This window comes from Nocardia sp. NRRL WC-3656, from assembly GCF_000720265.1.
GTDB lineage: Bacteria > Actinomycetota > Actinomycetes > Mycobacteriales > Mycobacteriaceae > Nocardia > Nocardia nova.
Map to the genome: position 1 here is coordinate 477,136 of NZ_JOJF01000002.1, position 26,759 is coordinate 503,894.

General features: G+C 66.7%; 33 protein-coding genes and 1 pseudogene. 14 read left to right on the forward strand and 20 right to left on the reverse strand.

Annotation, left to right across the window (positions count from 1 at the left end; all coding sequences use genetic code 11):
* Positions 1–16: 16 nt before the first annotated feature.
* The 4 genes from IG65_RS0104960 to IG65_RS0104975 are packed head-to-tail and all read right to left on the reverse strand — an operon-like array spanning position 17 to position 3,457.
* Positions 17–1,261, reverse strand: a complete 1,245-nt coding sequence (locus tag IG65_RS0104960; protein ID WP_030513622.1) for a site-specific integrase — start codon at positions 1,259–1,261, stop codon at positions 17–19.
* Positions 1,261–1,446, reverse strand: coding sequence for an AlpA family transcriptional regulator (locus IG65_RS0104965; protein WP_030513623.1), 186 nt, complete (start codon positions 1,444–1,446; stop codon positions 1,261–1,263). The genes IG65_RS0104960 and IG65_RS0104965 overlap by 1 nt, the downstream gene beginning before the upstream one ends.
* An 8-nt stretch (positions 1,447–1,454) precedes the next feature.
* A complete protein-coding gene (locus tag IG65_RS0104970; protein ID WP_051755358.1) occupies positions 1,455–3,131 on the reverse strand; it encodes a replication initiator in 1,677 nt (558 codons plus the stop codon).
* A gap of 59 nt (positions 3,132–3,190) precedes the next feature.
* Positions 3,191–3,457, reverse strand: coding sequence for a hypothetical protein (locus IG65_RS0104975; protein WP_156055487.1), 267 nt, complete (start codon positions 3,455–3,457; stop codon positions 3,191–3,193).
* Between the two features lie 505 nt (positions 3,458–3,962).
* Between IG65_RS0104975 and IG65_RS34395 the strand changes: the two genes are divergently transcribed.
* The 5 genes and pseudogenes from IG65_RS34395 to IG65_RS0105005 all read left to right on the forward strand — a co-directional run bounded on the left by IG65_RS34395 (position 3,963) and on the right by IG65_RS0105005 (position 6,825).
* Positions 3,963–4,598, forward strand: a complete 636-nt coding sequence (locus tag IG65_RS34395) for a helix-turn-helix domain-containing protein (protein WP_197039783.1) — start codon at positions 3,963–3,965, stop codon at positions 4,596–4,598.
* Complete coding sequence (gene cutA, locus IG65_RS0104990; RefSeq protein ID WP_030513627.1) at positions 4,582–4,899, forward strand: divalent-cation tolerance protein CutA; 318 nt, start codon at positions 4,582–4,584, stop codon at positions 4,897–4,899. Before IG65_RS34395 ends, cutA begins: the two co-directional genes overlap by 17 nt.
* Before the next feature lie 515 nt (positions 4,900–5,414).
* Positions 5,415–5,657, forward strand: coding sequence for a hypothetical protein (locus tag IG65_RS0104995; protein ID WP_030513628.1), 243 nt, complete (start codon positions 5,415–5,417; stop codon positions 5,655–5,657).
* 486 nt (positions 5,658–6,143) lie between these two features.
* Positions 6,144–6,215 (forward strand): annotated as a pseudogene (locus IG65_RS38910) (hypothetical protein); the annotation flags it as partial.
* Between the two features lie 301 nt (positions 6,216–6,516).
* Entirely contained in the window at positions 6,517–6,825 is a 309-nt protein-coding gene (locus IG65_RS0105005; RefSeq protein WP_030513629.1) for a hypothetical protein, read from the forward strand.
* A gap of 40 nt (positions 6,826–6,865) precedes the next feature.
* Here the strand turns inward: IG65_RS0105005 and IG65_RS0105010 are convergent, their stop codons facing one another.
* The 3 genes from IG65_RS0105010 to IG65_RS0105020 form a co-directional block, all read right to left on the reverse strand.
* On the reverse strand, positions 6,866–7,156 hold the full coding sequence (locus tag IG65_RS0105010; RefSeq protein ID WP_030513630.1) for a GNAT family N-acetyltransferase: 291 nt from the start codon (positions 7,154–7,156) through the stop codon (positions 6,866–6,868).
* A 45-nt stretch (positions 7,157–7,201) separates the two neighbouring features.
* Positions 7,202–7,519, reverse strand: coding sequence for a hypothetical protein (locus IG65_RS0105015; RefSeq protein ID WP_030513631.1), 318 nt, complete (start codon positions 7,517–7,519; stop codon positions 7,202–7,204).
* A gap of 110 nt (positions 7,520–7,629) precedes the next feature.
* On the reverse strand, positions 7,630–8,988 hold the full coding sequence (locus IG65_RS0105020) for an FAD-binding oxidoreductase (RefSeq protein WP_030513632.1): 1,359 nt from the start codon (positions 8,986–8,988) through the stop codon (positions 7,630–7,632).
* Between the two features lie 50 nt (positions 8,989–9,038).
* Between IG65_RS0105020 and IG65_RS0105025 the strand changes: the two genes are divergently transcribed.
* On the forward strand, positions 9,039–9,359 hold the full coding sequence (locus IG65_RS0105025) for a co-chaperone GroES (protein ID WP_030513633.1): 321 nt from the start codon (positions 9,039–9,041) through the stop codon (positions 9,357–9,359).
* 42 nt (positions 9,360–9,401) lie between these two features.
* Here the strand turns inward: IG65_RS0105025 and IG65_RS0105030 are convergent, their stop codons facing one another.
* A complete protein-coding gene (locus IG65_RS0105030; RefSeq protein WP_030513634.1) occupies positions 9,402–10,865 on the reverse strand; it encodes an MFS transporter in 1,464 nt (487 codons plus the stop codon).
* Between the two features lie 157 nt (positions 10,866–11,022).
* Between IG65_RS0105030 and IG65_RS0105035 the strand changes: the two genes are divergently transcribed.
* Positions 11,023–11,610, forward strand: a complete 588-nt coding sequence (locus IG65_RS0105035; RefSeq protein WP_030513635.1) for a TetR/AcrR family transcriptional regulator — start codon at positions 11,023–11,025, stop codon at positions 11,608–11,610.
* A 12-nt stretch (positions 11,611–11,622) separates the two neighbouring features.
* Here IG65_RS0105035 and IG65_RS0105040 read toward each other — a convergent pair whose 3' ends face one another.
* The gene (locus IG65_RS0105040) at positions 11,623–12,267 is read right to left on the reverse strand and encodes a cysteine hydrolase (RefSeq protein WP_030513636.1); all 645 of its coding nucleotides are present in this window, start codon (positions 12,265–12,267) and stop codon (positions 11,623–11,625) included.
* Between the two features lie 4 nt (positions 12,268–12,271).
* A complete protein-coding gene (locus IG65_RS0105045) occupies positions 12,272–12,598 on the reverse strand; it encodes a hypothetical protein (protein WP_030513637.1) in 327 nt (108 codons plus the stop codon).
* Between the two features lie 67 nt (positions 12,599–12,665).
* Here IG65_RS0105045 and IG65_RS0105050 point away from each other — a divergent pair, with 67 nt between their 5' ends.
* Positions 12,666–12,998 (forward strand): helix-turn-helix domain-containing protein, encoded by a 333-nt coding sequence (locus IG65_RS0105050; protein WP_030513638.1) that lies wholly within the window; start codon positions 12,666–12,668, stop codon positions 12,996–12,998.
* Positions 12,999–13,025: 27 nt separating this feature from the next.
* Here the strand turns inward: IG65_RS0105050 and IG65_RS0105055 are convergent, their stop codons facing one another.
* Genes IG65_RS0105055 through IG65_RS0105065 form a run of 3 tightly spaced genes read right to left on the reverse strand, consistent with a single transcriptional unit; the run spans position 13,026 to position 14,989 of the window.
* Complete coding sequence (locus IG65_RS0105055; protein ID WP_030513639.1) at positions 13,026–13,676, reverse strand: Type 1 glutamine amidotransferase-like domain-containing protein; 651 nt, start codon at positions 13,674–13,676, stop codon at positions 13,026–13,028.
* Between the two features lie 6 nt (positions 13,677–13,682).
* Positions 13,683–14,522 carry a maleylpyruvate isomerase family mycothiol-dependent enzyme gene (locus tag IG65_RS0105060; RefSeq protein WP_030513640.1) on the reverse strand — a complete coding sequence of 280 codons (840 nt, stop codon included), beginning with the start codon at positions 14,520–14,522 and terminating at the stop codon, positions 13,683–13,685.
* A complete protein-coding gene (locus IG65_RS0105065) occupies positions 14,519–14,989 on the reverse strand; it encodes an HIT family protein (protein ID WP_030513641.1) in 471 nt (156 codons plus the stop codon). Before IG65_RS0105065 ends, IG65_RS0105060 begins: the two co-directional genes overlap by 4 nt.
* Before the next feature lie 326 nt (positions 14,990–15,315).
* On the opposite strand from IG65_RS0105065, the gene IG65_RS0105070 reads away from it, so the two are divergent.
* From IG65_RS0105070 to IG65_RS0105085, 4 genes are all read left to right on the forward strand, one after another.
* On the forward strand, positions 15,316–16,404 hold the full coding sequence (locus tag IG65_RS0105070; protein WP_051755399.1) for a Re/Si-specific NAD(P)(+) transhydrogenase subunit alpha: 1,089 nt from the start codon (positions 15,316–15,318) through the stop codon (positions 16,402–16,404).
* Positions 16,404–16,721, forward strand: a complete 318-nt coding sequence (locus tag IG65_RS0105075) for an NAD(P) transhydrogenase subunit alpha (protein ID WP_030513643.1) — start codon at positions 16,404–16,406, stop codon at positions 16,719–16,721. Before IG65_RS0105070 ends, IG65_RS0105075 begins: the two co-directional genes overlap by 1 nt.
* Before the next feature lie 3 nt (positions 16,722–16,724).
* Complete coding sequence (locus IG65_RS0105080; protein WP_030513644.1) at positions 16,725–18,137, forward strand: NAD(P)(+) transhydrogenase (Re/Si-specific) subunit beta; 1,413 nt, start codon at positions 16,725–16,727, stop codon at positions 18,135–18,137.
* Between the two features lie 183 nt (positions 18,138–18,320).
* The gene (locus IG65_RS0105085) at positions 18,321–18,638 is read left to right on the forward strand and encodes a hypothetical protein (protein WP_030513645.1); all 318 of its coding nucleotides are present in this window, start codon (positions 18,321–18,323) and stop codon (positions 18,636–18,638) included.
* Between the two features lie 6 nt (positions 18,639–18,644).
* On the opposite strand, the gene IG65_RS0105090 is transcribed toward IG65_RS0105085, so the two are convergent.
* On the reverse strand, positions 18,645–19,151 hold the full coding sequence (locus IG65_RS0105090; protein WP_051755360.1) for a MarR family winged helix-turn-helix transcriptional regulator: 507 nt from the start codon (positions 19,149–19,151) through the stop codon (positions 18,645–18,647).
* 59 nt (positions 19,152–19,210) lie between these two features.
* Here IG65_RS0105090 and IG65_RS0105095 point away from each other — a divergent pair, with 59 nt between their 5' ends.
* On the forward strand, positions 19,211–20,647 hold the full coding sequence (locus IG65_RS0105095) for an MFS transporter (RefSeq protein ID WP_030513647.1): 1,437 nt from the start codon (positions 19,211–19,213) through the stop codon (positions 20,645–20,647).
* A 68-nt stretch (positions 20,648–20,715) separates the two neighbouring features.
* Here IG65_RS0105095 and IG65_RS0105100 read toward each other — a convergent pair whose 3' ends face one another.
* The 5 genes from IG65_RS0105100 to IG65_RS0105125 form a co-directional block, all read right to left on the reverse strand.
* Positions 20,716–21,000: a hypothetical protein gene (locus IG65_RS0105100; RefSeq protein WP_156055488.1), complete on the reverse strand. Its 285-nt coding sequence runs from the start codon at positions 20,998–21,000 to the stop codon at positions 20,716–20,718.
* Between the two features lie 9 nt (positions 21,001–21,009).
* Positions 21,010–21,312, reverse strand: coding sequence for a hypothetical protein (locus IG65_RS0105105; RefSeq protein WP_030513649.1), 303 nt, complete (start codon positions 21,310–21,312; stop codon positions 21,010–21,012).
* Between the two features lie 372 nt (positions 21,313–21,684).
* Positions 21,685–22,716, reverse strand: coding sequence for a hypothetical protein (locus tag IG65_RS34400; RefSeq protein WP_051755366.1), 1,032 nt, complete (start codon positions 22,714–22,716; stop codon positions 21,685–21,687).
* Positions 22,717–22,739: 23 nt separating this feature from the next.
* A complete protein-coding gene (locus IG65_RS0105115) occupies positions 22,740–23,012 on the reverse strand; it encodes a hypothetical protein (RefSeq protein ID WP_051755368.1) in 273 nt (90 codons plus the stop codon).
* A 136-nt stretch (positions 23,013–23,148) separates the two neighbouring features.
* Positions 23,149–24,501 (reverse strand): MFS transporter, encoded by a 1,353-nt coding sequence (locus IG65_RS0105125; RefSeq protein WP_051755401.1) that lies wholly within the window; start codon positions 24,499–24,501, stop codon positions 23,149–23,151.
* Between the two features lie 354 nt (positions 24,502–24,855).
* On the opposite strand from IG65_RS0105125, the gene IG65_RS0105130 reads away from it, so the two are divergent.
* Positions 24,856–25,317, forward strand: coding sequence for a thioesterase family protein (locus IG65_RS0105130; RefSeq protein WP_231509055.1), 462 nt, complete (start codon positions 24,856–24,858; stop codon positions 25,315–25,317).
* A gap of 21 nt (positions 25,318–25,338) precedes the next feature.
* Here IG65_RS0105130 and IG65_RS0105135 read toward each other — a convergent pair whose 3' ends face one another.
* Positions 25,339–26,751 (reverse strand): dihydrolipoamide acetyltransferase family protein, encoded by a 1,413-nt coding sequence (locus IG65_RS0105135; protein ID WP_051755371.1) that lies wholly within the window; start codon positions 26,749–26,751, stop codon positions 25,339–25,341.
* Between the last annotated feature and the right edge of the window lie 8 nt (positions 26,752–26,759).

Genomic DNA, 26,759 nt, shown 5'->3' on the forward strand with positions numbered 1-26,759 from the left:
GGTCGAGAATCGCATCTCAGGCCGCCTCCAGGCCGTCATCCGCAGGAGGCCGGAAGATGTCGTCCACGGCCTGGCGCGCCCGCTCGTGGCTGGACGACACCAGATGCGTATAGGTCCGCAGGGTGAATCCGGGGTCGCCGTGGCCGAGGTAATCCGCGAGTTCCTTGATCGAGACACCCCGAGACAGCAGCGTCGAGGCGTAGAAGTGGCGAAGCGCGTGCATTCCATCGGCCCGCTTGCGATGTTCGATTCCCGCATTGCGGAACCCGCCCTGCCATACCACCTTGGTGAATAGATCGCCGGAGTAGAGGCGTCCGCCCTCGCCGGTCACGATCAGATTCGCTGTCACTGGATCGCCGTCCGTACGGGCCCACGGGAGGGTGGTGGATACCGGCGGAAATTTCGACATGTGCGCGTCCAGCTCGGCGAGGAGGCCGACGGAGAGCGGTACTGTCCGGGTCTTGCCCCCCTTTGGGAGCGCGAACATCTGGACGCCGTCAGCGGTTTTGATCTGCCGGCGAACCGTCACCACCAGGCCATCGCGGTCGATGTCTTCGGGGGCAATGGCGAAAATCTCGCCTTGCCGAAGTCCCAGCCCAGACCCAAGCGGCACGATCACCGCGAACCGTTCGGCGAGGCCGTCACGGACCGCCCACAAGCGGCTCTCCGGCCATACCTCGATCTGAGGGGAAGCCGGAAGCGGTCGGCGAACAGTCTTGGCCTGGCACGGATTGTCCCGGATCAGCCGATCATCCTTGGCTGAGTCGAGGACTGCCGAAACGATGGTGAACAGCGCCAGCTTGTAATTCTCCGAAAGCTTCTGTTCCTCCAGTACACCCAACCAGTCACGAATCGTCGCTGGTTGAATACGCCCGAGGGGCAAATCACCCAAGGTCGGATAGATCCGCCGCTTCAGACGACTGCGCAGCACCTCCCGCGTAGCCGGGTCCGGAGACTGTGCCTTGTACCAGTTCTCGGCCTGTTGCCGAAACGTCTTCCGTACCCCTCTCGGGTCGATGTATTTGCCCTCGCGCTTGTCAGATTCGACCTCGATCAGGAAGTCGTCGGCGCGCTTCTTCTGCCTGTCCGGAAACGACTTCGACCGCTCATCGCCATCGGGGTCGACATAGCGCACCCGGTACCGAAGTCCCTTGCCGTACAACTCAGTTGGTTCCAATACCGGCTTGCCGCGCCCGTTGATCACGACCTTGCCGTCGTCATCTCGCTTGGGCCGCATCCAGCGGTCCTCGACGTGTCCCATCAGGCCGCCTCATCCAGATCCACCCAAGCCCGCAGCTTCACCGGGTGATACCGCAGATGACGGCCCACCTTCCGCACCGGCGGACCCTCACCCTGCCACTTCCACTGGTAGAGAGTCTTCACCGGCACATTCAGGAAGTACGCCGCTTCCTCCGGCGTCCACAACCGATCCTCGGGTAACTCCATCACTCCCCCTACGCCGCCGTGTCGTCGGTCGAATTCTGTTGTGGCACTTGGGTTTCACGTGGAACCCCGACATTCTCAGCCCGTGCGATCTGGGCGCGCGTGTACTCGGCCTGTCTCGCAGTCTTCTCCGCGATCATGGACAAGATCAGATGCTCACGGGGTGGCACGTTCGGATCACCCGGTTCCACAGGCCGTATGATCATCCGGTCAAGCTGAGGCTTGGAAATACCGGCCTCAGCGAGCCGTTGCCGAACGAACTCCACCCGATCGGCCTTGTGGTCGGACAGGTCTTTGCCGGTCCACTTGCGCGACACCAGAACCCGACGCCCACGAATCCCGAGAGTGTCGCGACGATGCGCCTTGCCCTTGCACACACCCGGCACCGTCTTCGCGGTCGCGCCCTTGGGAACCACGCCGTAGCGGAACCACAGCCCGCACGACGGGGAGCACGGAGTGATCGCGAGTTCGGCGTGCAACCGGTCGTAGTGATCGGCCACGCGCTGGGACTGGGCTTCGATCACGTCACCGATGGATTTGGTCAGGTACTTCGTCAGGTAGCCGATGTGCCGTCCGGCCTCCTCGGTGCCGCCCAGGATCCCCTTGATGTCCATCACCGGCCCGAACCGGACCACGTGCGCGGGTTCGAGGTCATCGACGGCATCCATCATGTCCAGAGCCTCATCCCACGTCGGCACCGGCACCCGCTTACCGGTCTCCGGGTCGACCCGATCCGGGTCCACGAAATGGCCGGCCGAATGGTCGAAGAACGGAAGCCGGTCGGTATAGACCTCCTGGTCGAAGTGCGGCCACCACACCTGGTGATAGGTCGCAGCCACCAATTGCCGGATCACCGCGCGGGGATCGGAACCGCGGACACCGATGTGGATATGCGGGGCACCGCGCTTCTGTGGCTCCACCGACGCGAAGTACTGCACATCTCGCCCGGTCACCCGCCGGTAGTTCTGGATGAACCGATCGAACAACGCCGCGAAGTGCAGGGCATCACGGGCCGCCTGCCGATAGTCGTAGCCGTCTGGATCGATCGGCGCGCCCGCGTCCGGGTGATCCCCGGTGTAGACCTTGCCGTAAGAGGGCAGGGTGAGCGTGATGAACATCGAGGGCCGGTACTTGCCCGCGTACACACGCCCGATCGTGGACTTACCGACCTTCTTCCTGGGCAGATCCGGTGCCGCCTGCCGTCGCCTGGTCGACCGCTTGCGGGCCTCCTTGGCAGGTTCGGGCTCCAGGCCGGGAAGCTTGCCCCGAATCCCGGACTCCCGTAACTGGGCATCTACATCGGCGAACGCGTCGCGGATCGCGTCCATGGCTTCTTCGTCGCCGTCGTCTTTCGCGGTGGCGTAGTCATCGATCAACATGCCCCGCACGATCATCAGATCGGACTGTTGTTCGGTGGGTTCGTTCTTCTCGATCACCGGTTCCTCCTGGATATGCCAGCCTTCGCGGGCCTGGTGGATACGAAGCGCCCGCGCCTTGGCCGCACACGCCGGGCACACGCACTCCATCGTTGATTTGCACGGTGCGCCAACATATTTCGCGGCACCGGTGGAGTCGTAGCCGACCATCGCCAGCGGACGACGGCACACGTCGAACTTCTCCGCTGCGGCTTGGGCCAGCTCGACCAGATTCAACCTGGCCCGCCGATCCGCAGCCGTCTCACGAGGCATAGCCCCATCACCATCAGTGACAGGGCTCCCCGGCATCGTCTCCGACGCAGCAGTGGTCATCAGTAGCACGCTCCGTAGGCACGGAACCCCGCCGTTCGATCGGTCGGGTTCGCCTTCGCCGCCGCCACCAACACCGGATCGCGGTCGGCCTCCGTCTGAGCAGCCGCAGCGCGGTAGTCCCACGCCGGAACCGCGCCCGCCGGACGAGGAACCAGACCGGCAGCGTCCCACACCTCAGCCGAGACATCCGCGCCCAGCAGCCGAGCCCGAGTCGCCGCCCGCTGCACGAACGATTCACCGACCTCGACATCCAGTACCTCAGTCATGCCGATCACCGACCCGTCCAACGCACCGGAGCGCCACCGCCAGCGGGCCAGCACTCATACACCACCGAAGCCGCGGGAACCTTCACCGCAGGCTCGGGACGAAGCGCGACCAGCCGGTCCACTTCAAACGCGAGGTCACCCAGCGGACGGCCGAGCGCCGCCTCCGTCAGGCCCTGAATGCAGTCGCAGCGCTCCGACGCTGTTTCCGGGTCGACGTGACCGTCTACGTACTCCGTTCCGCCGCACCGCTCGCAGACCTGCCAAACCGAACCCGCGTACCACGCGATGCATCGAGCCGAATCACACTGTGCGGTAAGGCAATTCACGCACCTGCCCGCCGCGTTCAGCCGAGACGGACGCAGAACCCTCGCCCCCGAGTGCTTCAAAGTCTGCATGATGATCCCCTCAGGTATCATGACGTTTACGTCATGTACTACGACTAATTCGTCTAGTCGTAGAGTAGGACCAAAACGTCCTATACGCAACCACTTGAGCGAAGGAATCCATGAATAAGTCATCCCTGTCGGAGGTGATCAAGACCCGACGAAACGAGCTTGGCCTCACTCAGTCGCAGCTAGCGGCGGCAATCGGCGTGAACCTCAGGCAGGTGACGCGCTACGAAGGCGGAGAGCAAGAACCCGCCTTCTCTGTTGCGATCAAGCTTGCGGATGCCCTCGAAATCTCGCTGGCCGAGTTGGCCGGCGAAATCCCTACCGGCCTCAATCTGAATGGCGACTGGTGGGCCGCTTGGGAGACATCAAAGGACGGCGTGCCGCGCGTTGACGTTCACACGATGCAGGCCACTCAGCAGGGCGACCGCATCCACCTCGATGCCAGCCGCGCCGTCTCGGTAGATCTCGAAGGCGGCACCTACGCGTGGCGTGGTGAGGTGCGGCTGTGGGACAACGAAGCCCTCATCGGCTGGTATCGCGCGACGGACGGCGCGGTCCGCTCAAAGGGGTCGATGTATCTCGCGTTGCACCCGCACGGTCAGACCGCCTATGGCAAATGGGTCGGCCTGAGCTACGACGGTGAGATTGTTGTCGGCTGGGGTGCGATTGCTCGCAACCCCGATGATGCCAAGGCCATTGTCGAACGCCTGATCGAAACGAACGGAGCTTCCCGTGGACGAATTAGTTGATGTGACAATTACTGCCGAGGATGCGGACTGGCTGGCCGAATTCACCCGCCATCTGGTGGAAGATCGCCTCGCAGCCTGCGGCAATATCATCCCTGCGGTGCGCTCCATCTACCGTTGGGAAGGCGGTGTTTCCGACGACAACGAGGCGTTGGTCATATTGCACACCCGGAAGTCTCTGGTCCAGGCGATCATCGAGCGCGCGAACGAGAAACATCCGTACGACACGCCGCAGGTAGTCGCGGTACCCGTCAGCGACATCCACCCCGGATACGCCGCTTGGGTGCGCGACTCTACGCAGTAGCGGCACCCGATCCAGTCGCCAACGGCTGGGACATCCGAGCGATTCGTCACGGAATGGCCGGAGTCCCAGCCGTTTTGCTGTCAGACGGGCCGCCCACGTCTGCGAGGTTGTTGCCGAATTTGGCTATATAGGATCAAGGGCGGCGCTTCGCGCCGCCGATCGGCGCCGCCACGCGGCGCCGCGCAACCGCCGGCCTACGCAAGCTGCGGCAGGCGGGCGCGTCGGGCGCGTCGGCGCCGCTCTGGCGACGTGGTAGAACGCCACCTGTTCTTCTCTGGCCGCTTCTGGCATCGACCGAGCAGTGTGGGCGCGACGTCTGCCGTACCCGACATGGCCTCCCGCAGCCGAGGGCCGAATCCGCCGACACCCAGCCCAGTCGACCGGCTGTGGTCACCAGGTGGAGTGCCTCGGAACCGGGCAGGCATCGTCTCTCACCTCCGCAGAAGCGGTAGTCGGCGGTGCCTCCGGTGGCCGCGTCCCAGCGCATCTCGCCGCCGTAGGTCTTTCCGCCGATCGTGTTGCCCGCCAGTGTCCTTCCCGGCCGCGCTGTCCTGGCTTATCCGAGGACTATCACGAACCAGCCGCGGATCAAGGGCGAGATCGGCGGAAAGACCTACTTCTCCTGCAGCATCTGCGACACCGAGGCCACCTACCTCACCGCCGACTACCACTTCTGCTCCGACTGCTTCGCCACCTACCCGCCCGGTTCCGAGGCACTCCACCAGGCGCTCGACGACGCCGACCACGGTTGGGGCTGACCGACCTGGGGGCTTCGGCCCCCACCAACTTCCGGCCGCCCGCCGACGATGTCGGGCAGTGAGTCGCCAACGACGCCGACTCCAGGCCGGAGCCCCGGAATCCTGGCTATCCGGGGCAACCACCGGTCACCCGGTGCGGATGACGTCCTTCCGTCCGCACCGGGTCACCGCCACGGTTTCAGTTCGGATTCCCCACCTTCCTCATGGCCCAATCGTCTCGCTCCAGCCGAACGAGTCAAGGACCACCTACGGCGTCCGCTACGCGGTGCTACGCATCCTTGACACGCCCGACTTCCGCTGAGGGCGGCCAGTATGAGGAAGGCGGGGGAGAGCAGTCAGGGGCGGATAGACAACCTATCCGCTAGGCCGTCCCCAGGCCGTACAAGGCTGGAAACGCCCCAGAACAGGCGAGAACTCCTGAGATGCATACACGCACCTCAGGAGCGGTTTTCAGCTCGAACTCCCAGCTCAGCCGGAATGGGCTGAGAGATCACCCAGATCTACGAGGGCACCAACCAGATTCAGCGTCTGGTCATGTCGCGCCAGCTGCTGCGCTGATCGCAGACCCGATCGACGACGCGCGCGGCGCCGGGGAACGACTCGGCGCCGCCCGCGTTCGCTTGTGACATCGAACCGATGCGGCGCTGCCTCGTGGCGCGTCGCGCGCGGTGAGTTGTCAGGACGCGTTACGGTATCGAAGCGCCGAATTCAGTGAATTACCGGCAATTTTCGCTGGTAGAACGGTAGTGCCACGAAAATCTCTGCGAAGTACTTTCAGATGCAATTTCAAATGTTCGTTCAATCGCAATCGGGCGAATTCGGAATTGTCCCAACGGCTTTCGCAGCGCACTATTGATGCATGGCAGGCGTGGAGATCACCGACAGGTTCGTCCGCCGCACCCTGGACAACGGGCGAATCGAAGAGGTCACCTGGCTGGAGTTGACCGAGGTGCGTATCATCACCACCGCCGACGGTCCCTTCGCCGACGACGTGTTCTTCGTACTGATCGGTGTGCGCGGGAACGGTTGCGTGGTCCCGCATTCCGCTGCCGACACCGAGTTCCTGGCCCGCCTGCAGAAACTACCGGGCTTCGACAACGCCGCCGTGATCGAGGCGATGGGGACGGTCGGCGACCGCCAGTTCCTCGTCTGGCGGCGCCGCATCTGATGCGGCGGCCGCGGACGACCGCGGCGCCGCAGGAGGACCGCTAGGCGACCAGATCGGCGTATTCGCGATGGTCGCCGATGTACTGCTCCACGTACCAGCAGGTCGGCACGACGGCGAAGCCGTTGTCGCGGCAGTCGGTGAGCGCGTATTCGACCAGTTGCGCCGCCACTCCGCGCCCGCGGAACTCCGGGAAGGTGAGGGTGTGGTTGAGATCGCGAATCGGCTTGTCGCCCACGCTGTTCTCGGCGTAGTCCGCGTATCCGGCGAGCGTGTCGTCGATGTAGATCTCGTAGCGGCCGGCGGCCGTATTGTGCTCGAGCCTGGTCGTCATATCAGATAGAACTCCCTCGTCGCCACGATTTGTTCCGCGCGCGGGTCAGCTGCCGCAGACGCGATTGAGCTCGTCGGTGAAGGGCTGCAGGTCGGTGACGTTGTCGTCGATCAGGGCATCGGCGTATCCGGTGATCGCCGCCCGCTCGTCACCCACGGCGAGATCGCCGACGGTCCACAGCCGATCGTGCAGGGCCCGGGCCGTCTCGGCGTCGAATGTGCCGCCGCTCATCTGCACGCCCGCGTTGACCATGGCGATGGCTCGATCGCAGGCCGGAGACTTCGCCTGGGCGGTGGCCGCGGGGAGAATCAGCAGGGAAGCGGTCGTCACAGCGGCGAACACGGCGGGCAGGCTCTTGAACATGTGTCCTCGGGAGACTTTCGATAGGGGCCGCTCACCAGGCGAGCGAACCGAGATCTCGCAGCCTAGCTGTCGACTGTCCGGTTTGCGAGATTTTTCTGGCCGGCCCGAATTCAGAGCACCGCGCCCGGATTGAGAATGCCGTGCGGATCCAGGGCTTCCTTGATGCGCCGGGTCAGATCCATCACCTCCGGACCGACCTGATCCGGCAGCCACGCCTTCTTCAACCGGCCGACGCCGTGTTCGCCGGTGATCGTGCCGCCCAGCGCGATGGCCAGGTCCATGATCTCGCCGAAGGCCTGATGCGCGCGTGCGGTCTCGTCCGCATCGGCGGGGTTGTAGACGATCAGCGGGTGGGTGTTGCCGTCACCGGCGTGCGCGATCACCGAGATCAGCACCTCCCGCCGCGCGGCGATCTCGGCGATACCCGTGACCAGCTCGCCCAGGCGCGGCAGCGGCACGCCGACGTCCTCGAGCAGGAGCGGACCCTTGCGTTCCACCGCGGGGATGGCGAATCGCCGTGCGGCGCAGAACGCTTCGCCCTCCTCGGGATCCTCGGTCCGGAAAACCTCGGCGGCTCCGGCGCTTTCGCAGGCCTCGGCGATGATCGCGGCCTCCCGGGCCCGGTATTCGCCGGGAGCGTCCGAGCGGGCCACCAGCATGGCTGCGGCCTCGCGATCGAGTCCCATCCGCATCTCGTCCTCGACGGCGTTGATCGCCACCGAGTCCATGAATTCCAGCATCGAGGGACGCAGCCGGGCCGCGACCGCCTCGATCGCCGCGGTAGCCGCGGTCAGGGTGGAAAACGTGGCGACCACGGTGCTCTGCTGCGGCTGGGCGGGCAGCAACCGCAGCGTCAGCTCGGTGATGATGCCGAGGGTGCCCTCGCTGCCGACAAACAGTTTGGTCAGCGACAGCCCGGCGGAATCCTTGAGTCGAGGCCCGCCCAGCCGCACCACCGTGCCGTCGGCGAGCACCACCTCCATGCCCAGGATGTAGTCGGTGGTGACGCCGTATTTCACGCAGCACAGCCCGCCGGCGTTGGTGGCCGCGTTGCCACCGATCGAGCAGATCTCGAACGACGACGGATCCGGCGGGTACCACAGTCCGTGTTCGGCGGCCGCCCGTTTGACCTCGGCGTTCAGCAGTCCGGGCTGGGTGACGGCGGTGCGGGTGACCGGATCGACCGTGATCTCCCGCATGCGTTCGGTACTCACCAGCAGGGCGCCGTCCTGCGCGGTCGCGCCGCCGGACAGTCCGGTTCCGGCGCCGCGCGGCACCAGCGGCACCCGATGTTCGTGCGCCCAGCCGACCACGGTCGCGACCTGTTCGGTGGTCAGCGGCCGGACCAGTGCCGCCGGCATTCCGGCCTGTGGATCGAGCGCGCGGTCGTGGCGGTACCCGGCGAGGATGTCGGGATCGGTGACGACCGTGCCGTCGGGAAGCCGGTCTGCGAGTGTTGCGATGTCCACACCCCGAACCTACGTGCTCGTGCGGGATCCGTGCGCAGTACACTGCCGCGGTGTCCGATGCCAAGCTAGAGATCCAGATGCTCCACGACCGGATCATGGTTCGCGTCTCCCAGGAGGAGGGCGAACGACGCAGCAGCGGCGGCATTCTGATTCCCGCCACCGCGCAGGTGGCCAAGCGGCTGACCTGGGGTGAGGTCAGCGGGGTGGGTTCGCATGTGCGCAGCGTGGGCGTCGGCGACCGTGTGCTGTTCAGCGCCGAGGACCAGTTCGAGGTGGAGGTGCAGGGTCAGGCCTACCTGGTGCTGCGCGAGCGCGATCTGCACGCGGTGGCGAGCGAACGCCCCGAACACGGCACCGGCCTGTACCTGTAACCGGCCCCGCCCCCGGCCGGTCAGCCGGGGGCATCGAGCGCATCAGCGGGTGTGCCGCGGCAGCGCCAGCGCGGCGGCGAGCACCACAGCGAGGACCGCGATCCCGGCTACCGCGGCCATCTCCATGGCGGTCACATAGCTGCCGGTGGTGTGCACCGCACCCAGCGCCGAGAAGAAGATGACGCCGAGAACGGTTGCGCCGATGGCGTTTCCGAACTGCTGCGCGGTGGTGAGCACGCCGGCCGCCATCCCGGCCTGCGGTGCGGGGATGCCCGAGGACAGGACGGCCGAGACCACCGACGGGATGGTCATCCCGTTGCCGAGGCCGACGATCATCATGCCCGGAATCAACGCGAGGGCGCTCACCTGCGTGCCCATGCCGGCCAGCACCGCCAGGGTGATTCCCAGGCCGGTCAGGCTGGTGCAGGTTCCGATCACCATGACCCGGTTCCCGAACCGGTTGGCGACCCGCGGTGCCAGGAACAGCGAACTGCCCGCGAAGCAGAGTCCCAGCGGCGCGAACGCCGAACCCGCACGCAGCGGCGACAATCCGAGGCCGCCCTGCAGCATCAGGGTCAGGCAGAGCATGAATCCGGCGAAGAAGGTCAGATAGCCGCCCGCGATCACGAGGCCGAGACTGAAGCCGCGTTCGCGAACCATGGCGGTGTCGAGGACCGGTTCCCCGCCGCGGCGTGCCAGCCGGTTCTCGTAACGCAGGGTCGCCAGCAGCACCGGCGCCGCGGCCGCCATCGACACCCAGGTCCACAGCGGCCAGCCCTCCGGCCGGCCCAGTGTGATCGGAATCAGCAGCAGTGCCAGTGCCGCGGAAATACCCACGGCGCCAACGGGATCCAGCCGCGCCCGACGAGTGTTGCCGGTGCGGGGCAGCCAGCGTGCGGCCAGGGCGGCCGCGACCAGTCCGATCGGCACGTTGATGTAGAAGATGGTCCGCCAGCCCCAGCCGAACAGATCGGCGTCGAGCAGGACGCCGCCGAGCACCTGGCCCGCGACCGCGCCGAGGCCGATGGTGGCGCCGAACGCGGCCATCGCCCGGGGCCGTTCGAGCGGCGGGAACAGGGTGTTGATCAGGGCCAGCATCTGCGGCACCATCAGCGCCGCGGTGCCGCCCTGCAGGACGCGTGCCCCGACCAGCGCCCAGGCGTTGGGTGCGAGGCCGCGGAGCAGCGACGCCACCGTGAAGGCCAGCATGCCGACGACGAACAGGCGCCGATGGCCGAACAGGTCGCCGAGCCGGCCGCCCGTGATCAGGCCCGAGGCGTAGGCGAAGCCGTAGCCGCCGACGATCAGTTCCAGCGCCGCTTCACCGGCGTTCAGATCGTGTTGCAGCGAGGAGGTGGCGACATTGACGACGAACCAGTCGAACATCGCCATGAACATGGCGCTCAGCACCACCGGCAGCACCCGCCAGCGCGCCGGGTAGGGCACGGGCTCGGCCGGGGGCGTACGCAGAAGTGGTGGGGCGGTGTGTGTTTCGAGGGTGGGCATATCGGACTCCCCGGAATCGGTCGAGAGTATCGACGGCGCCGCGCTGCGCCGCGGGATGCGGATCGGTCTCCGCACGGGATGTAACTAACCGGTTGGTTAGAACTATTCCAGCGCCCGCGACGTCGTGTCAACCAATTGGTTGGTTAGCATCGATGGCATGCCCCCGCGCGATCCCGAGGCCACCAAGGCCCGCATCTTCGAGGCGGCGACCGAGGAGTTCGCCGCCCACGGGATCGCCGGTGCCCGCGTGGATCGCATCGCCCGCAACGCCAAGGCCAACAAGCAGCTGATCTACGCCTACTTCGGCGACAAACAGCACCTGTTCGAACAGGTGCTGGAGAAGGCGATGCTCGATGTGGCCGCGGCGGTCTCGACCGATATCGACGATATCGATGCCTGGGTGGACGCCCATATCGCCTACCACCGCGAACATCCGGAATTCCTCCGGTTGCAGATGTGGGAGGCGTTGGAACTCGCGCCGGACCAGGTGACCGCCGGCGAGGCCCGCGCGCGCCGCTACCGGGACAAGATCGAGAAGGTCGAGGCCGCACAACGGCGGGGACTGCTGCGCGACGATATGCCGCCCGGCTATCTGCTCACCCTGCTGACCGGGCTGATCAACTATCAGCAGGCGCTCCCGCAATCCCGGCGGTTCGTCGTCGGCGGCCCCGACGATCCGGCGGAGCTGCGCAACTGGGTGCGTGACGCCGCGCGCCGGATCGTGGCGCCGCACGAGGAATCCTGAGCCGAACACCCGCTAACGCCGCGCGGCGATCTCCGTCTCGAGGGTGGCCAGGTCGGTTGTCAGCGATCCGCCGGCGAAAGCCATTGCGGCATATGACCGTTCGGCTGCATCGGCATGTCCGGCGCCACAGGCGTCGGTCACCGTGATCGGCAGATAACCCAGATCGATGGCATGCCGCACCGTCGGCTCGATCCCGACCTCGAGGGCGATCCCCGCGATCACGACGGTATCGATGCGCAGGTCACGCAGGGCGATATCCAGGGGTGTGCCCGCGAAGGCCGACATGGTGATCTTGTCGAAAACCACCTCGTCCGGGCCGGGGGTCAGCTCCGGAACCAGGTGATACTGCGGTGAGCCCTGCGGGAACATCGAACGCACCCGGCTCGGATCGTCCACGCGCTGCCACGCCATGGCCGTCCGCAGCTGCGCCACCCCGGCCGCGGCCGGCGGCAGTGACATGTGCCGGGTGTAGAACACGCGAAAACCGTTGGCTCGAGCCGTATCCCGAAGCCGGACACAGGCATCGACGATCTGCTGCCCGGCGGCGATCTGACCGACGATGCCGACCTGCATGTCGTAGATCAGCACCGCGGTCCGAGCCGGATCGCACGCGTCCGCCACGGTCAGGGCGATGTCGAGTCCGAATGCATGCCGCATATGCTCACCTGGTCCGATCGTAGGGTTCGGCCGTGTCGACCGACGCGTCCATGAGCGCCTCGAGCGGGAGTGGGGCGGTCACCGGAACGTAGGTCCATTCCAGAAAGCCCTTCTTGGACAACGGGAAATCGTCCACATAGCGCCGGGCCTCCGCGACACTGTCCACCTCGAAGACGATCACCACACCCGATTCGTCCGCACGGGCGTAGTTCTCCCGGACGATTCCGGCCTTCCAGAGGCGCCACACATTCGCGACCTCCTCGGGCAGATACGGTGTGATGGTCTCGAGCGTGACCCCGGGTTTGAAGCGGTCGAAGGCGATAACTTTCATGAGATCCATGCAAGTCCCGTGATTACAGTGTTACAAGAGCGCACTTTTCGGTAAGTAGGTGAGCGCGATGTCGCAGCGGCGGTATTACTGCCCGGTCGAGGTCACTGTCGACCTGATCGGTGGGAAGTGGAAACCGGTGATCCTCGCGCATTTGAAGGAGGGGGTGCGGCGCTACGGTCACCTGCGCCGGGCCATGCCCTCGACCAGCGAGAAGATGCTGGTGCAGCAACTGCGCGAGCTCGAGGCCGACGGTCTCGTCAGCCGGACCGTATTCGACACCGTCCCGCCACAGGTGGAATACGATCTGACCGCCGAGGGGCGCAGCCTGGTTCCGGTGTTGACCGCGCTGTACGAATGGGGCGAAAAACGGTGTGAGCGAACGGGTATCACCCTCGGGTGAGCACGATCGCGGCCGGACCGTGCCGGGTCAGCCGGCTGCGGTCAGCACCTCGGTGCGTGCACCGTCGACCACGACGGCATCGTCGTCGGTCAGCGCCCAGTGCGGCGTTCCCGCCGCGCGCAAACGGGCGGCCAGGCGGGTGCCGTGGCCTTCCGGATCGGTAGCCGGCGAATCCACATGCGGCACGATCGCCCGGTCCACCAGTCCCAGTCCGTCCCAGCGCGGATCGATACCACAGGCGAGCCGCACCTCGGCCGGATCGTCGGCATCCTCCAGGCCGTGCAGGTCGGGAGTGAGCAGGCAGGCGCCCGCGCTGTACCCGGTGTAGGCCAGCGCGTCCTCGGCCAACAGGTCACGCAGAACGAGATCGGCCGCGCTGCGGGCGAACTGAGCCCGCAGGACGAAGGTATTGCCGCCGCGAACCCACAGCGCCGGATATCCGCGCAGCACCCGCTCCAATTCGGCGCGACGACCGATGTAATCGCGCAGATCGACCACCTCGGGCCGAAAACCGCTGCGCCGCAGAGGAACCAGATCGCTGGTCACCGCGCCGGACCACGCGGACGGCCACGCATCGCAGGCGTTCGGAACGACCGCGATCGGCCCCGGACCGCCGACCAGCTCGGCGAACCGGTCGTAGTGGGCGCCGAATCGGTAGCTGGACAGGAAGAGTCGCACGGCGAGTCAGATGGTGAACGCGAGATTCGCGGCGATCCGCTCACCCAGTGCGCGGTCGCCGTCGACCTCGATCTCGTCGCGATGATCCGCGGCGGCGGTGCGTCCGCCGCACAGGCGGGCGAACAGGCTCGAACTCAGCCGAACGACGGTGTCGGCCGGACGATCGAGGGCCGCGACGACGTCCGCGCGCCCGTCGACGCGGATGTGGACGGTCCGGGCGACGGGACCGGTGGTCTCGATCGTGATGCGGGATCCGTCGGGCGCGCCGCCCCGCTTGACCACCACGCGCCCGAGGAAGGGTTCGATCTCGTCCAGCGCGATCTCGGCGCGCCGGCCGCCTTCGTCCATACCCAGGGCTTTCGCATCGCCGCCGAGCGCGTCGGTGATGTCGAGTTGATGCATCCAGCAGTCGAACAACCGCACCCGCATGAACCTGCCGTAGGGCACCACCCCGATCGGGGACTGGATATCGGCGGTCCAGGCGGCTTCGTCGACTGCCGCCAGCGCGGCGCGGCGCCGGTCGGTCACCTCGGTGAACCGCCGCAGCAGTTCGTCGCCGCGCAGCGGCCGCAGCGATTCCAGCCACATCTCGTTCAGCGCTCCGGTGTCGTTGCGGACGTGGTCGAAGGCGTGGACGTCACTGTCCACCTGTGGCAGCGACTCGCCGAGCAGCATCGATTCGGTGCCGACGACGTGGGCGAGCACATCGAAGATCGTCCAGCCCGGCAGCGGTGACGGCAGCCGCCAGCGGTCCTCGTCCAATCCGGCGGTCAGTTCCGCCAGCACATCCCACTGGCCGGAGAGCGCACTGGTCAGTTCGGCGCGGTCGAGTGAGGCTGTGCTCATGAACGAGTCTCCCTGTCGGTCGGGTCGAGTCGGTCCGGCTCCGCGCCGAGCCGGTCGAGCCCGGTGCGAAGCGCGGCCGCGGTGGCCGTCGGATCGTGTGGCCGTCGCAGCAGGAAGCCGCGGGCGAAGGTGAACAGGTCACCACCGCGGCGCGGCACCACGTGCAGGTGGACGTGATGCACCGTCTGGAAGGCCGCTTTACCGTCGTTGAGTACGAGATTCGCGCCGTCGGCGCCGAGATCGCTGCGCCGCAACGCCTTTGCGATGCGATGGCCCACGCGGAACAGGTCCGCGCCCAGTTCGGCGTCGAGTTCGTCGAGGTGGGCGGCATGGCTTTTCGGAATCACCAGGGTGTGCCCCCGGGTGATCGGCCGGATGTCGAGGAAGGCGTACACGCGCTCGTCCTCGTAGATCCGCGTCGCCGGCGCGTCGCCCGCGGCGATCCGGCAGAAGATACAGCCACTCACCACGCAGACATTACGGCGTAAGGCGCACCCGGCATAGCCCGCTTCTGCGCTGCGTGAAGCGGCAATCGAGGGAAAAGCCGTGGTCTGATGTGATGTTGATCTCAACTAATCTCACCGGCCTGCCGGGTACAGTTGCGAGAATTATTTCGGACCTTACTGAAAAGTAAGTTCCGCTCGGCCAGACCCAACAGGCGGCCCACCTGGACATCAGGGGGCCAGCTTGCCGTCACAAGTAAGGAAGTTGACCAGTGGAGACAACGCAGGGCGCGAACGAGGGCGCGCAGCCCGGCGACGACAGTCGCGCGTCGCACCGCACGCGTGTCGGTGTGGTTCGTGAGACCAATGCCGACGAACGACGCGTCGCGTTGGTGCCGAAGATCATCCCGAGCCTGGTGAAGCAGGGTGTACAGGTCGTCGTCGAAGCCGGCGCGGGTGTCGGGGCATTGATTCCGGACGAAGCCTACGAGGCCGCGGGCGCGACGATCGGTGATCCGTGGCAGGCCGAGGTCGTGGTGAAGGTGGCCCCGCCCAACGACGCCGAGATCGCCAAACTGTCCCAGGGCCAGACGTTGATCGGATTCCTGGCTCCGCGCAACGCCGACAACAAGATCGGGGCGCTGCAGAACGCGGGCGTGCGCGCGTTCGCCGTGGAGGCGATTCCGCGCATCTCGCGTGCGCAGGTGATGGACGCGCTGTCCTCGCAGGCCAATGTCGCCGGGTACAAGGCGGTGTTGCTGGCGGCGTCGGAGTCGACGCGCTTCTTCCCGATGCTGACCACCGCGGCGGGCACGGTGAAGCCGGCGACGGTGCTGGTGCTCGGTGTGGGTGTCGCGGGTCTGCAGGCCCTGGCGACCGCCAAGCGTCTCGGTGCGCGCACCACCGGATACGACGTGCGGCCCGAGGTGGCCGACCAGGTGCGGTCGGTGGGTGCGCAGTGGCTGGATCTGGGTATCGATGCGGCCGGCGAGGGTGGTTACGCCCGCGAGCTGACCGAGGACGAAAAGGCCCAGCAGCAGCAGGCTTTGGAAGATGCCATCAAGGGTTTCGACGTGGTGGTGACCACCGCGCTGGTCCCGGGTCGCCCCGCGCCGCGTCTGGTGACCGCCGCGGCGGTGGAGGGGATGAAGCCCGGCAGTGTGATCATCGACCTGGCGGGGGAGACCGGCGGCAACTGCGAGCTGACCGAGCCCGGTAAGACGGTGGTCCGCCACGGTGTCACTATCTGCTCGCCGCTGAATCTGCCGGCGACGATGCCCGAGCACGCCTCGGAGCTGTACTCGAAGAATATTGCGGCGCTGCTGGAGCTGATGCTGAAAGACGGCGAGCTCGAGCCCGATTTCAGCGACCAGGTGCTCGCCGATTCCTGTGTGGCCGGTGCGCCGAGCCGTCCCGCCGATTCCGAGGAGCAGGGCTGATGTATACCGAGCTTTTGGCCAATATCGCGATTCTGGTGCTGTCCGGATTCGTGGGTTTCGCGGTGATCTCCAAGGTGCCCAACACCTTGCACACCCCGCTGATGTCGGGCACCAACGCCATTCACGGCATCGTGGTGCTGGGTGCGCTGGTCACCCTCGGCAAGGTCGAGCACCCGTCGGTGCTCACGCAGATCATTCTGTTCGTCGCGGTGGTGTTCGGAACGCTGAACGTGGTCGGTGGTTTCGTGGTGACCGACCGGATGCTGGGGATGTTCAAGGGCAAGAAGCCCGCTGCGGGTGAGAAGGCGGGTAAGTAACCGATGGACAATCTGGTCAATATCCTTTATATCGTCGCGTTCTCGCTGTTCATTTATGGTCTGATGGGCTTGACCGGCCCGAAGACCGCGGTGCGTGGTAACTGGATCGCGGCGGTCGGTATGGGCATCGCGGTGATCGCGACGTTCATCTCCATCCGGGACACCTCGAACTGGATCATCATCATCGCGGGCCTGGTTGTCGGTGTGGCGCTGGGTGTTCCGCCGGCGAAGTTCACCAAGATGACCGCGATGCCGCAGCTGGTGGCGGCGTTCAACGGTGTCGGTGGTGGCACGGTCGCGTTGATCGCGTGGTCGGAATTCATCGACAGCGACGGCTTTTCGCAGCTGCACGAGCAGCCCACCGTGCACATCGTGATCGGTTCGCTGTTCGCGGCGATCATCGGTTCGGTGTCGTTCTGGGGCTCGCTGATCGCGTTCGGCAAACTGCAGGAGATCCTGCCCGGCCGCCCGATCGGGCTCGGCAAACTGCAGCAGCCGGTCAACCTGCTGCTGCTGGTGGGCGCGGTCGCCTCGGCCGTGGTGATCGGCATCGGCGCCACCAAGGACGGCGCGCCGTGGTGGTGGATGGTGCTGCTGCTGGTGCTGGCCGCGGTGCTCGGTTTGATGGTCGTGCTGCCGATCGGCGGCGCGGACATGCCGGTGGTCATCTCGCTGCTCAACGCGCTGACCGGTCTGTCCGCGGCGGCCGCGGGTCTGGCATTGAACAACACCGCGATGATCGTGGCCGGCATGATCGTCGGCGCGTCCGGCACCATCCTGACCAACCTCATGGCCAAGGCCATGAACCGGTCCATCCCGGCCATCGTCGCGGGTGGTTTCGGTGGTGGCGGCGGTGCCGCCGCGGCCGGTGGCGGTGAGCAGAAGCAGGCCAAGGCCACCTCGGCCGCCGACGCCGCGATCCAGATGGCCTACGCCAACCAGGTGATCGTGGTGCCCGGCTACGGTATGGCAGTCGCCCAGGCCCAGCACGCGGTCAAGGAGATGGCCTCGCTGCTGGAGGCCAAGGGTGTCGAGGTCAAATACGCCATCCATCCGGTCGCGGGTCGCATGCCCGGCCACATGAACGTGCTGCTGGCCGAGGCCGAGGTCCCTTACGACGCGCTCAAGGAAATGGACGACATCAACGGCGAATTCTCGCGCACCGACGTGGCTTTGGTGATCGGCGCCAACGACGTCACCAACCCCGCCGCGCGCGAGGACTCCTCCAGCCCGATCTATGGCATGCCGGTGCTCAACGTCGATCAGGCCAAGAGCGTGATCGTGCTGAAGCGGTCGATGAACTCCGGCTTCGCCGGCATCGACAACCCGCTGTTCTACGCCGACCACACCTCCATGCTGTTCGGCGACGCCAAGAAATCCGTCGGAGCCGTCACCGAGGAACTCAAGGCGCTCTAACGATCGAGGCGTCACCACCGCATCGGTGGTGGCGCAGGTTCGGACCCGAAACGGCCCGCAGCACATCTGCTGCGGGCCGTTTCCTTGCGTGCACGGTGCCTCCCGGCAGCGCGGGGCGGACTAGAGTGGCCCGCAGAGCGCGGTGGTGTCGGGAGCGTCGCACAACAGCCGGAAGGGGTCGACATGACGGTTCGGGAGCGATTCGATCTGCCTGCGGTGGGCGATGATTCGGCGGTCTACGGGACGCCCTATCAGACCCCCGAGGGCGCCACGGTCATCCCGGTGACGCGCCCCGGCGGAAAATTCCGGCGCGCGCGACCGCTGGGCGTCTTCGTAATCCTGGACGGGAACACCGGCTGGCATGCCGTCACCGACGACACCGCCATCGCGCTGCTGGGCATCTTCGTCGGCTTGGTGGCGACGACGCTGTCCTTGATCGCGGTCGTGCGGAATCCGCCGTGGCCGGACGTCAGGATCCGGATCGACCGCAAGGAGCGCTGAGGAGGGTCATCGCCGCCAGGCGTCGTTGCGCTCGGCATTGTCGAGAAACGCGTCGACCATGCGGTGGTTGAGCGCCGCGAGCTGACGCAGGTCCTCGGTCGACCAGTCCGCCAGCGCGTCGCGCATGTGACGTCGGCTCACCGCGCGGATCGCGTCGACGGTGGCCCGGCCCTCGTCGGTGATGCGCACCCGCTGTGCCCGGCGGTCCTCCGGATCGGTCACCCGATCGACGTAGCCGGCCCGTTCCAGGCGCTGGATCTGACGCGTGACATGCGGCGCCTCCACATCCAGGCAGGCCGCGAGCTCACCCATGCGCATGGGCTCCGCGGCGTCGGCGAGCATCCGCAGCAGCGGCACGTTCGCGCGGTCGAGATTCACCCCGGCCGCGGCCACGGTGCGATCGTGCCGTCTGGCCCGGGTGAGCAGGTGCGCGATCCGGGTCAGGGCGCGCTCGAGTTCCACGATGTAGTCGGCGTCGACCACCGATTCGGGACTTCCTTCGGAACGCGGCACAGGGTTATCCTACTACCCAACTTACTTAAGTTAGGTAAGTATAAAGATAGGGAACTCAGATGACGTCGACCGTCACCGGCCGATCCACCGGAACCGATTCCGAAACCGGTGCGCCGGCGCACCTGGTCGTGACACTGCTGGCGCTGTGCGCGGCAGGACTCGTGGTCTCGCTGCAGCAGACGGTGGTAATTCCGTTGCTGCCCAGGCTGATCGGGCAACTTCACACCGACGTAGCGGGTGTGACGTGGTTGTTCACCGCCGCGTTGCTCACCGGAGCCGTTGCCACGCCGCTGCTTTCGCGCTTCGGCGACATGTACGGCAAGAAGCGCATGGTGATGTTCTGTATGGGACTGCTGATCGTCGGTTCGGTGGTCTGCGCGATGGCGACTTCGCTGGGGGTCTACATCGTCGGCCGGGCGCTGCAGGGCACGTCGTCGGCGTTGATTCCCCTGGGCATCGGCATCATTCGCGACACCTTCCCGCGCGAGCGGCTCACCACCGCCATCGGCGTCATCAGCGGCACCATGGGTGTCGGCGGCACCATCGGCATGCTGGTGACCGGTGTCATCGCGGACGAGACCGCCAATCCGCATCCGGTGTTCTGGATAACCGCGGTGCTGGCCGTCATCGCGACCGTGCTGGTCGGGGTGAGCGCCAAGGATGTCGGGCAGCGCCACGGCGGGCAGCCGGACTATCTCGGCGCGGTCCTGCTCGCCGGTCTGCTGGTGTGCCTGCTGCTGGCCATCAGCGAGGGGCCGCGCTGGGGCTGGGGAGAGACCAGCGTGATCGGGCTGTTCGCCGCGGCCGTCGTGCTGGCCGTGGTGTGGGTGCTGGTGGAGCGCAAGGTCGCGCAGCCGCTGGTGCGCTTGCCCCTACTGGTCGGCCCGCGCTCGCTGTCGGCCAATATGGCGTCGGCGCTGCTGGGCTTCGCGATGTTCGGCTCCTTCACCCTGATCTCGAACTTCGTGCAGACCCCCGCCGACAAGGTCGGCTACGGTCTGTCCGGCTCGGTTCTGGCCGTGGGTCTCTACGGCATTCCCAGCTCGGTGCTGATGACCTTCTTCTCCTTCCGGACCGGGCGCATCGTCGCGCGCATCGGACCCGCCTTCACCCTGGCCATCGGCGCGGCCTTCGCCGGCGCGGCGACCGGATGGCTGGCGCTGTCGAATGCGCACGGCTACGACATGGTCATCTCGAATACGCTGCAGGGCATCGGCTTCGGGATCGGCTATGCGGCGCTGGGAACCCTTGCCGTCCAGCATGTTCCGATGAGCGAGAGCGGAATCGCCAGCGGGATCAACTCACTGGTGCGTACGGCGGGCGGCAGTATCGCCGGCGCCATCACGGCCTCGATTCTGAGCGCTCTCACCATCGGTCACACGGGGGTGCCGTCGCTGCACGCCTACGTGATCAGCTTCGCGGTGCTGAGTGTCGGGGCGTGGCTGGCAGCGGCCGTGGCGCTGGGCAACGGCGTGCGGCACAAGCACGAACGGTAGCGGTCAGCGGTTATCCTGGCCGAAACCGGGATCCCACATTTCTGGCGGATCGAGAACGCGGATGACCGTCAGGACAACCGTCCCAGTGCGGGGAGCAGCACAAAGCAGCCGGCAGTGCCGACCAACGCCACCGCGATGCCTGTGCAAAGCTGTCGCGCGCGCCCTCCGCGAGCGCAGAGCACAGCAGCGGCGATCAATTCGATCGCGTACAGCAGGACGAGCGCGAAGATCAGGTATCCGTTGATGAAGAACGGAATCACGTTCAGCGTGAGGCAAACTGCAGCCCCTCTGAATGACAGTGGGCCGAACCAGGTTTCGCGCCTGTGCTGCGGAGCGGAGTGTTCTCGGGTCACGGGACGCTCCTACCTGGTCGCGAAATAGAGGCATCCGATGATGACAGACGACCCGAGCCATATGCCCGCGGTGGTCACTGCGGCAAGAGCTAGGCCGCGGACAGGCCCCCGCGCCTTCCATCGAAGGAGCGAGGCGATGAGGGTACCTACCACCGAGGCGGCGAGAAACGAACCGAAGATCGTGCCGTCGGTGTCCGAGTGCATCACCCGCGCCGCGATGATCATGACCACCAACTGCAGCAGGAAGAAACCCGCGACGCCCCATGTGGCGAGGCGCCAGAACCGCGCATCTTCCGACGAAGAGGGCGTCATTCAGGCCGTCCCTGCGGGTATCCGCTGCACTGGGGCGGTGGGCGGCGCCGTGACCGGACCGAACGATGTCGACGGCTTCGGATTCCCTGGCACATCGTAGCGGTCGTTCCAGTCGGTGAACGGACCGAAGGCCGCACCTCCCACGCCGATGTCATGGTGAAACGGCAGATTCAGAGCCGGGCCGAGTGAGCTCCCGGATCGAGCCGGATCCAGCGCGATCGTTTGCGTGCGACCGTCGGGGGTGTCTTGAATACACCTCCAATGATGGGTAATCGGTGCGCGTCCCGTTCACTTGGACCCCGTTCGGACCGGGCTGGAACACCAAATCGCCGTTGACCGTGACATCGTGGACATCCAGGCCGGGAGGCTTGGTCATCCAAGAGGGCGGCAGTGGGTTACCCGCGTCGTACTGGATGCGGACCGACCCGTCTGGGTTCTGCCACACTTCCCGTCCGGCGCACCAACTTTGACCTCGCCCGGGCTGCCGTCGTCGTTCTCGCGGACAGACGGGTTCTGGCGCATGACGACGATGCCGTTCTCGTAGTCGACATACGTAGTGACCTTCGTATGTTCGGGATCGAAGTTCGGGTCGGCCGTTCGATTGTTCCCCAAGTCGCGCGCGCCGGGATTGAGATCGACTGGGTTGGGGTCCGGGTCGGAGACGTCACGTTGCTCGATGTACTGAGACGATCGGACCACCCCCTGCCCAGGAACGGGCGTGATCTTGACGACACGAATCTCGGGCCCGACCCCCTTGAACTCCGGGGTATAGCTGTTCGGGTTCAGGACCTCGGCTGTACTCCAGTCGGATGCGGTTGTCGGCGGACGCCCGAACAACTGCTGGAACGCCGCGGCCGAGGTGCGGATCCGATCCGGATCGGCGCGGGAATCTGTGGATTTGAAGCTCTGATCGGCCACCTTGATCGCCGTCAAGGTAGTCGTCGATGCCATCTTCGTCAGTTCGTCGTTGGCCGTGGCGATGGCGGCGCTCCACTGAGCATCGGCGGTTCGGAGGCTGGCGGCCAGTCCCGGAAGGCGAGAAAGCTGTACGCCCGCTTCGGAATTCGGATCTCGTATTCCGGTTGTGCTCCAGTCGTCCGCGACGGCAACCGGCGGGACGACGTAATGCTGAAAGATCGTCTTGATTTCCGCTATCGGGTACTGAAGGTCGCGAGCTGCGCCGGCGCAAGCGGCACTGAGGTCATCGTATGCGGTGGCAATCGCTCGCATCTGAGTCTGTTCGCGGTCGGCTTTGTCTTCAGCGGCTCGGGCCGCCGCGCCTTGCCACGCCGGATCGTGGTGGATGGTCTTGTGCAGCGTGCCCGCTACTTTGACGATAGCGTCAGCAATCTGGCCGGCCCGGTCGGCGACGCCCTGCAGGCCCGAGGTATCCACGGCCAGCACTTCTTTCGGAGTCGGCAAAATGGCTACCGGCCCGCGTGCGGGTCGCCGGAATTCAGATCCGCGACAGCGGCGAGGCGCTGAGCGGCGTCTTGGTCGTTGCCGTGAAAGCTGTCTGCACACGTCACCAACAGGGCTGAGAACTCGTCGAAACGCGCCTTCAGAACGTCTTTGGCTTGCGTACTCGCCGCATTGGACTTGCCGAGTTCGGTCCCTACCGACAAACCCGCGAGCAATTTCGCCACCGGATCGGCGTCGAGTTTCGGCGCATTGTCGACCTCGGTCGGTAGTAGCGCCAACTCCCGTGCACACCGGCGTGCCGTCGCTGCACGCCTACGTGATTCAGCTTCGCGGTGCTGAGTGTTGGCCGGCCGCGGCCGTGGCGCTGGGCAACGGCCTGCGACACAAGCACGAACGGTAGCGGCTAGGCGACTTTCAACGTTCCGCCGTCGATGACGTAGTCGGCGCCGACGATTGTGCGTCCCCGACGGTCCCTGCGAACCGGGCGCAGAGCAGGACGGCTATCAGGGGGAAGGTGAAGGCGAGGGTGAGGGAGGTGAGTTGGGCGAGCCAGCCGATGACCGAGGGGCCGGCGAGGAAGCCGAGGTAGCCGAGGCCGAAGACCTTGGACATGTCGGTGGCGGCGGTGGCGGTACCCAGATTGCCTGCGGCGGTGAAGATTTGGGGGACGCCGCCGGCGAGGCCGAGGCCGGCGAGGATCCAGCCCGTGAGGCTCAGCGGCAGCCACGGCGAGACCATGATGACGGCGAGGCCGGCGGCGCCGAGGACCGCACCCCAGCGGACGACGGCGATGCGGCCGAAGCGTTCGCTGACCCGGTCCGCGGTGAAGCGGCCGACGGTCATGGCGATGGAGAACGCGCCGAACGACAGTGCGGCGGTGGCGTCGCCGACCCCCAGGTGTTCGTGTGTCTGCAGGGCGCTCCAGTCGTTGGCCACGCCCTCGGCCATCAGCAGGGCGAAAGCGATGGCGGCCAAGGCCAGTACCTTCGGCGGGAGCAGACGCCGGATGCGCCGCCGCACGGATTCGCCGCGTCGGATGCGGGAATCCTGCGGTGCCACGGCGGATTTCACGTCCGATTCGCGAGCCACCGCGGCGGCGGTGCCCGCGTGGTCGGCGGCCGGCGCGGCGTATTCGGCCACCGCGGCGCTGGGTTCGATGTGCGAGGTCGTGTGCGGGCGGGGGAGCAGACTCGGCACACTGGCCAGCATCACCAGCAGGCCCAGCACCGCCGCGACCGCGAAACTCACCCGGATATCGGCTCCGGCGTGCATGGCCGCCGCGCCGGCGAGCGAGCCGACCAGGCCGCCGCAGGAGAAGAGTGCGTGGAACGCGGCCATGATCGGCCGGCCGTAGACCCGCTCGACCTGCACGGCCTGGGCGTTCATCGACACGTCGAGCGCGCCGTTGCCGAAACCGAAGATCGCGAGCGCGAGGCCGAGCTGGATCGGTCCGGTCGCCCACGCCGGCCCGCTCACCGCCACGATCAGCCAGCTGACGGCAGCGGCGACCAGAGCCCGGCTGCCGAAGCGGTCGGCGAGCGGACCCGCCGCCTGCATACCGACGATGCCGCTGCCGGCCATCACCAGAATCAGTAATCCCAGGGTTCCGTGCGATACCCCGGTGCGATCGGTGATGACCGGAATGTGCACCACCCACATCGCGGCCAGGAACCCGTTGAGCGCGAAAGTCGCGAACACCGCTGCCCGCGCGCGGCGAGCGGTCGGAGCAACCGTCCCGCGCGGTGTCGTCTCCACCGATGAATGCATCGGTTCGACGGTACCGGGCGCGCACCGATTGTTCACCGCACGAGAGGCCGTGCCGGACCGGGCGGCCCGGCACGCGGATCCCCTTGGGGCCCAACACCCGAAGCGCCTGCCCCGCGGGTACGACTCCGGAGCGGAGGAGTGCGTCGAAGCGTCGTTGATTCGGCGGCGCCGACCGCGGTCGGCAGCTCCCCGTCTCCCGAACGATCACGGCATCGTCGACGTCACCGCACGGGCCCCGGATGTAACCGGTTTCGATTCGAGTGTATGACCTACCACCGACACGTTTCGGCGGCGCGCCGGGTTCACCGCCGCCTCCGCCCGCGTCGCTCCGGTCGCGTCACTATTGTCGGGGCGGTGACCACTCAGCAGGACTATCCGGTGCTCTGGCCGGTGCCGACCCGATGGGCCGACAACGACCACTACGGCCACGTCAACAACGTGACCTACTACTCGTACTTCGACACCGCGGTCAACGCCTGGTTGATGGCCGCGACCGGCACCGACATCCGGGAACTGCCCGCGATCGGCGTGGTCGCACAGACCTCGTGCCAGTATCTGGGCTCGCTGAGTTTTCCCGACCAACTGCGGGTGGGGCTGCGAATCAGCCGCCTCGGTCGCTCCAGCATCACCTACGATCTGGCGATCTTCCGCGTCCTGGACGCCGGCACCGCCGCCGACACCACGGGGGAAGATCTGGAGTTGGCCGCCACCGGCACCTTCGTGCACGTCTACGTGGACAAGGAGACTCGCAAATCGGTCGAGATCCCGGCGATCATCCGCCGCGCCGCCGCCGCGCTGGTGACCGACGAGACCTAGGCACCGGCGCCCCGGGAAACCTCAGACCCGGCCCAGCAGGGTCAGCGGATCCTCGAGCAGTGAGGCCACCGTCGACAGGAACCGCGCGCCGAGTTCCCCGTCGATCATGCGGTGATCGAAGCTCACACCGAGCGTGGTGATCCACCGGATCGCCGGTTCGTCGCGGTACACCCAGGGGCGTTTCCGGATCGAACCCAGGCACAGAATCGCGCCTTCGCCCGGGTTGACCAGCGGCACACCGGTATCCACACCGAAGACACCCACATTGCTGATGGTGAAGGTACCGCCGCGCAGATCGGCCGGGGTCGCCGAGCCGGCGCGTGCCACATCGGCGAGCCAGCCGATCTCCCGGCACAGTTCGCGCAGGCTCAGCGACTGCGCCTCCTTGATGTTGGGGACGAGCAGGCCGCGTTCGGTGGCCACGGCGATGCCGAGATTGACGTAATGCTTGGTGACGATCTGATTGGCCTCGTCCTCCCAATAGGAGTTGATCCCCGGGAATTCGGCGATCGCCGCCAGCGTCGCCTTCGCGACCAGCGCCAGCGGAGTGAGCGACAGGCCGGTGAAGGAGTCGGTGCTGCGCAGGTGGTCGAGCAGTTCCATCGAGGCGGTGAAATCGGTGGTGACGAACGCGCTGGCCTGCGGGATGGTGCGGGCGCTGGTGGTCATGGCCGCGGCGATGCGCTTGCGGACCCCGCTGACCGGGGTGCGGGTTTCGCGTTCGCTCGGCGTCGGCCGGATGACACCGCCGTCGGGCCGCATGGTGGGCACCGGCGGGGCGGCCGGACGCGGCGCGTCGGCGGCCTCCTCCTCGGTCCGCACTCGGCGCGGCGGCTGCGATACCGGCACCGCGTGGCGCACATCCTCGACCGTCACCGCTCCACCCGGACCGGAGCCGGCCACGAAGGCGATATTGATACCGAGTTCGCGAGCCAGCTGGCGGGCGGCCGGAGTGGCGGGCGGGCGGCCCGGGAACTCCGGCGGGATCTCCTCGCCGCGTGCCGGCACGGCCGAATTCGCCTTCGCCGCACCGTTTTTCGACGCGGTGCGACGCCGGGTGGGAGCTTCGGCCTCGGGGCCGTAACCGACGAGCACCGACGTGCGGCCCTCGGCGTCGGCCCGGGCAGCTCCGGCAGCTTCGGCGGCCGTCGTGGAAGCTTCGCCGGCATCGGCGCGCACTCTGATCAGCGGTGCACCGACCGCCACCGTTTCACCGGGCCGGGCCAGCAGCTCGGCGACCTGCCCGGCGAACGGACACGGTAGTTCCACCTGCGCCTTGGCTGTCTCCACCTCGGCGATCGTCTGATTGAGCTCGACGGTATCGCCGACGGCCACCGACCAGGAGATCAGTTCGGCCTCGGTCAATCCCTCCCCGAGATCGGGCAGCCGGAACTCGAGTATGTGATTGTTGTCGTCCACAGCAGGGTCTTCCAACGGGCACC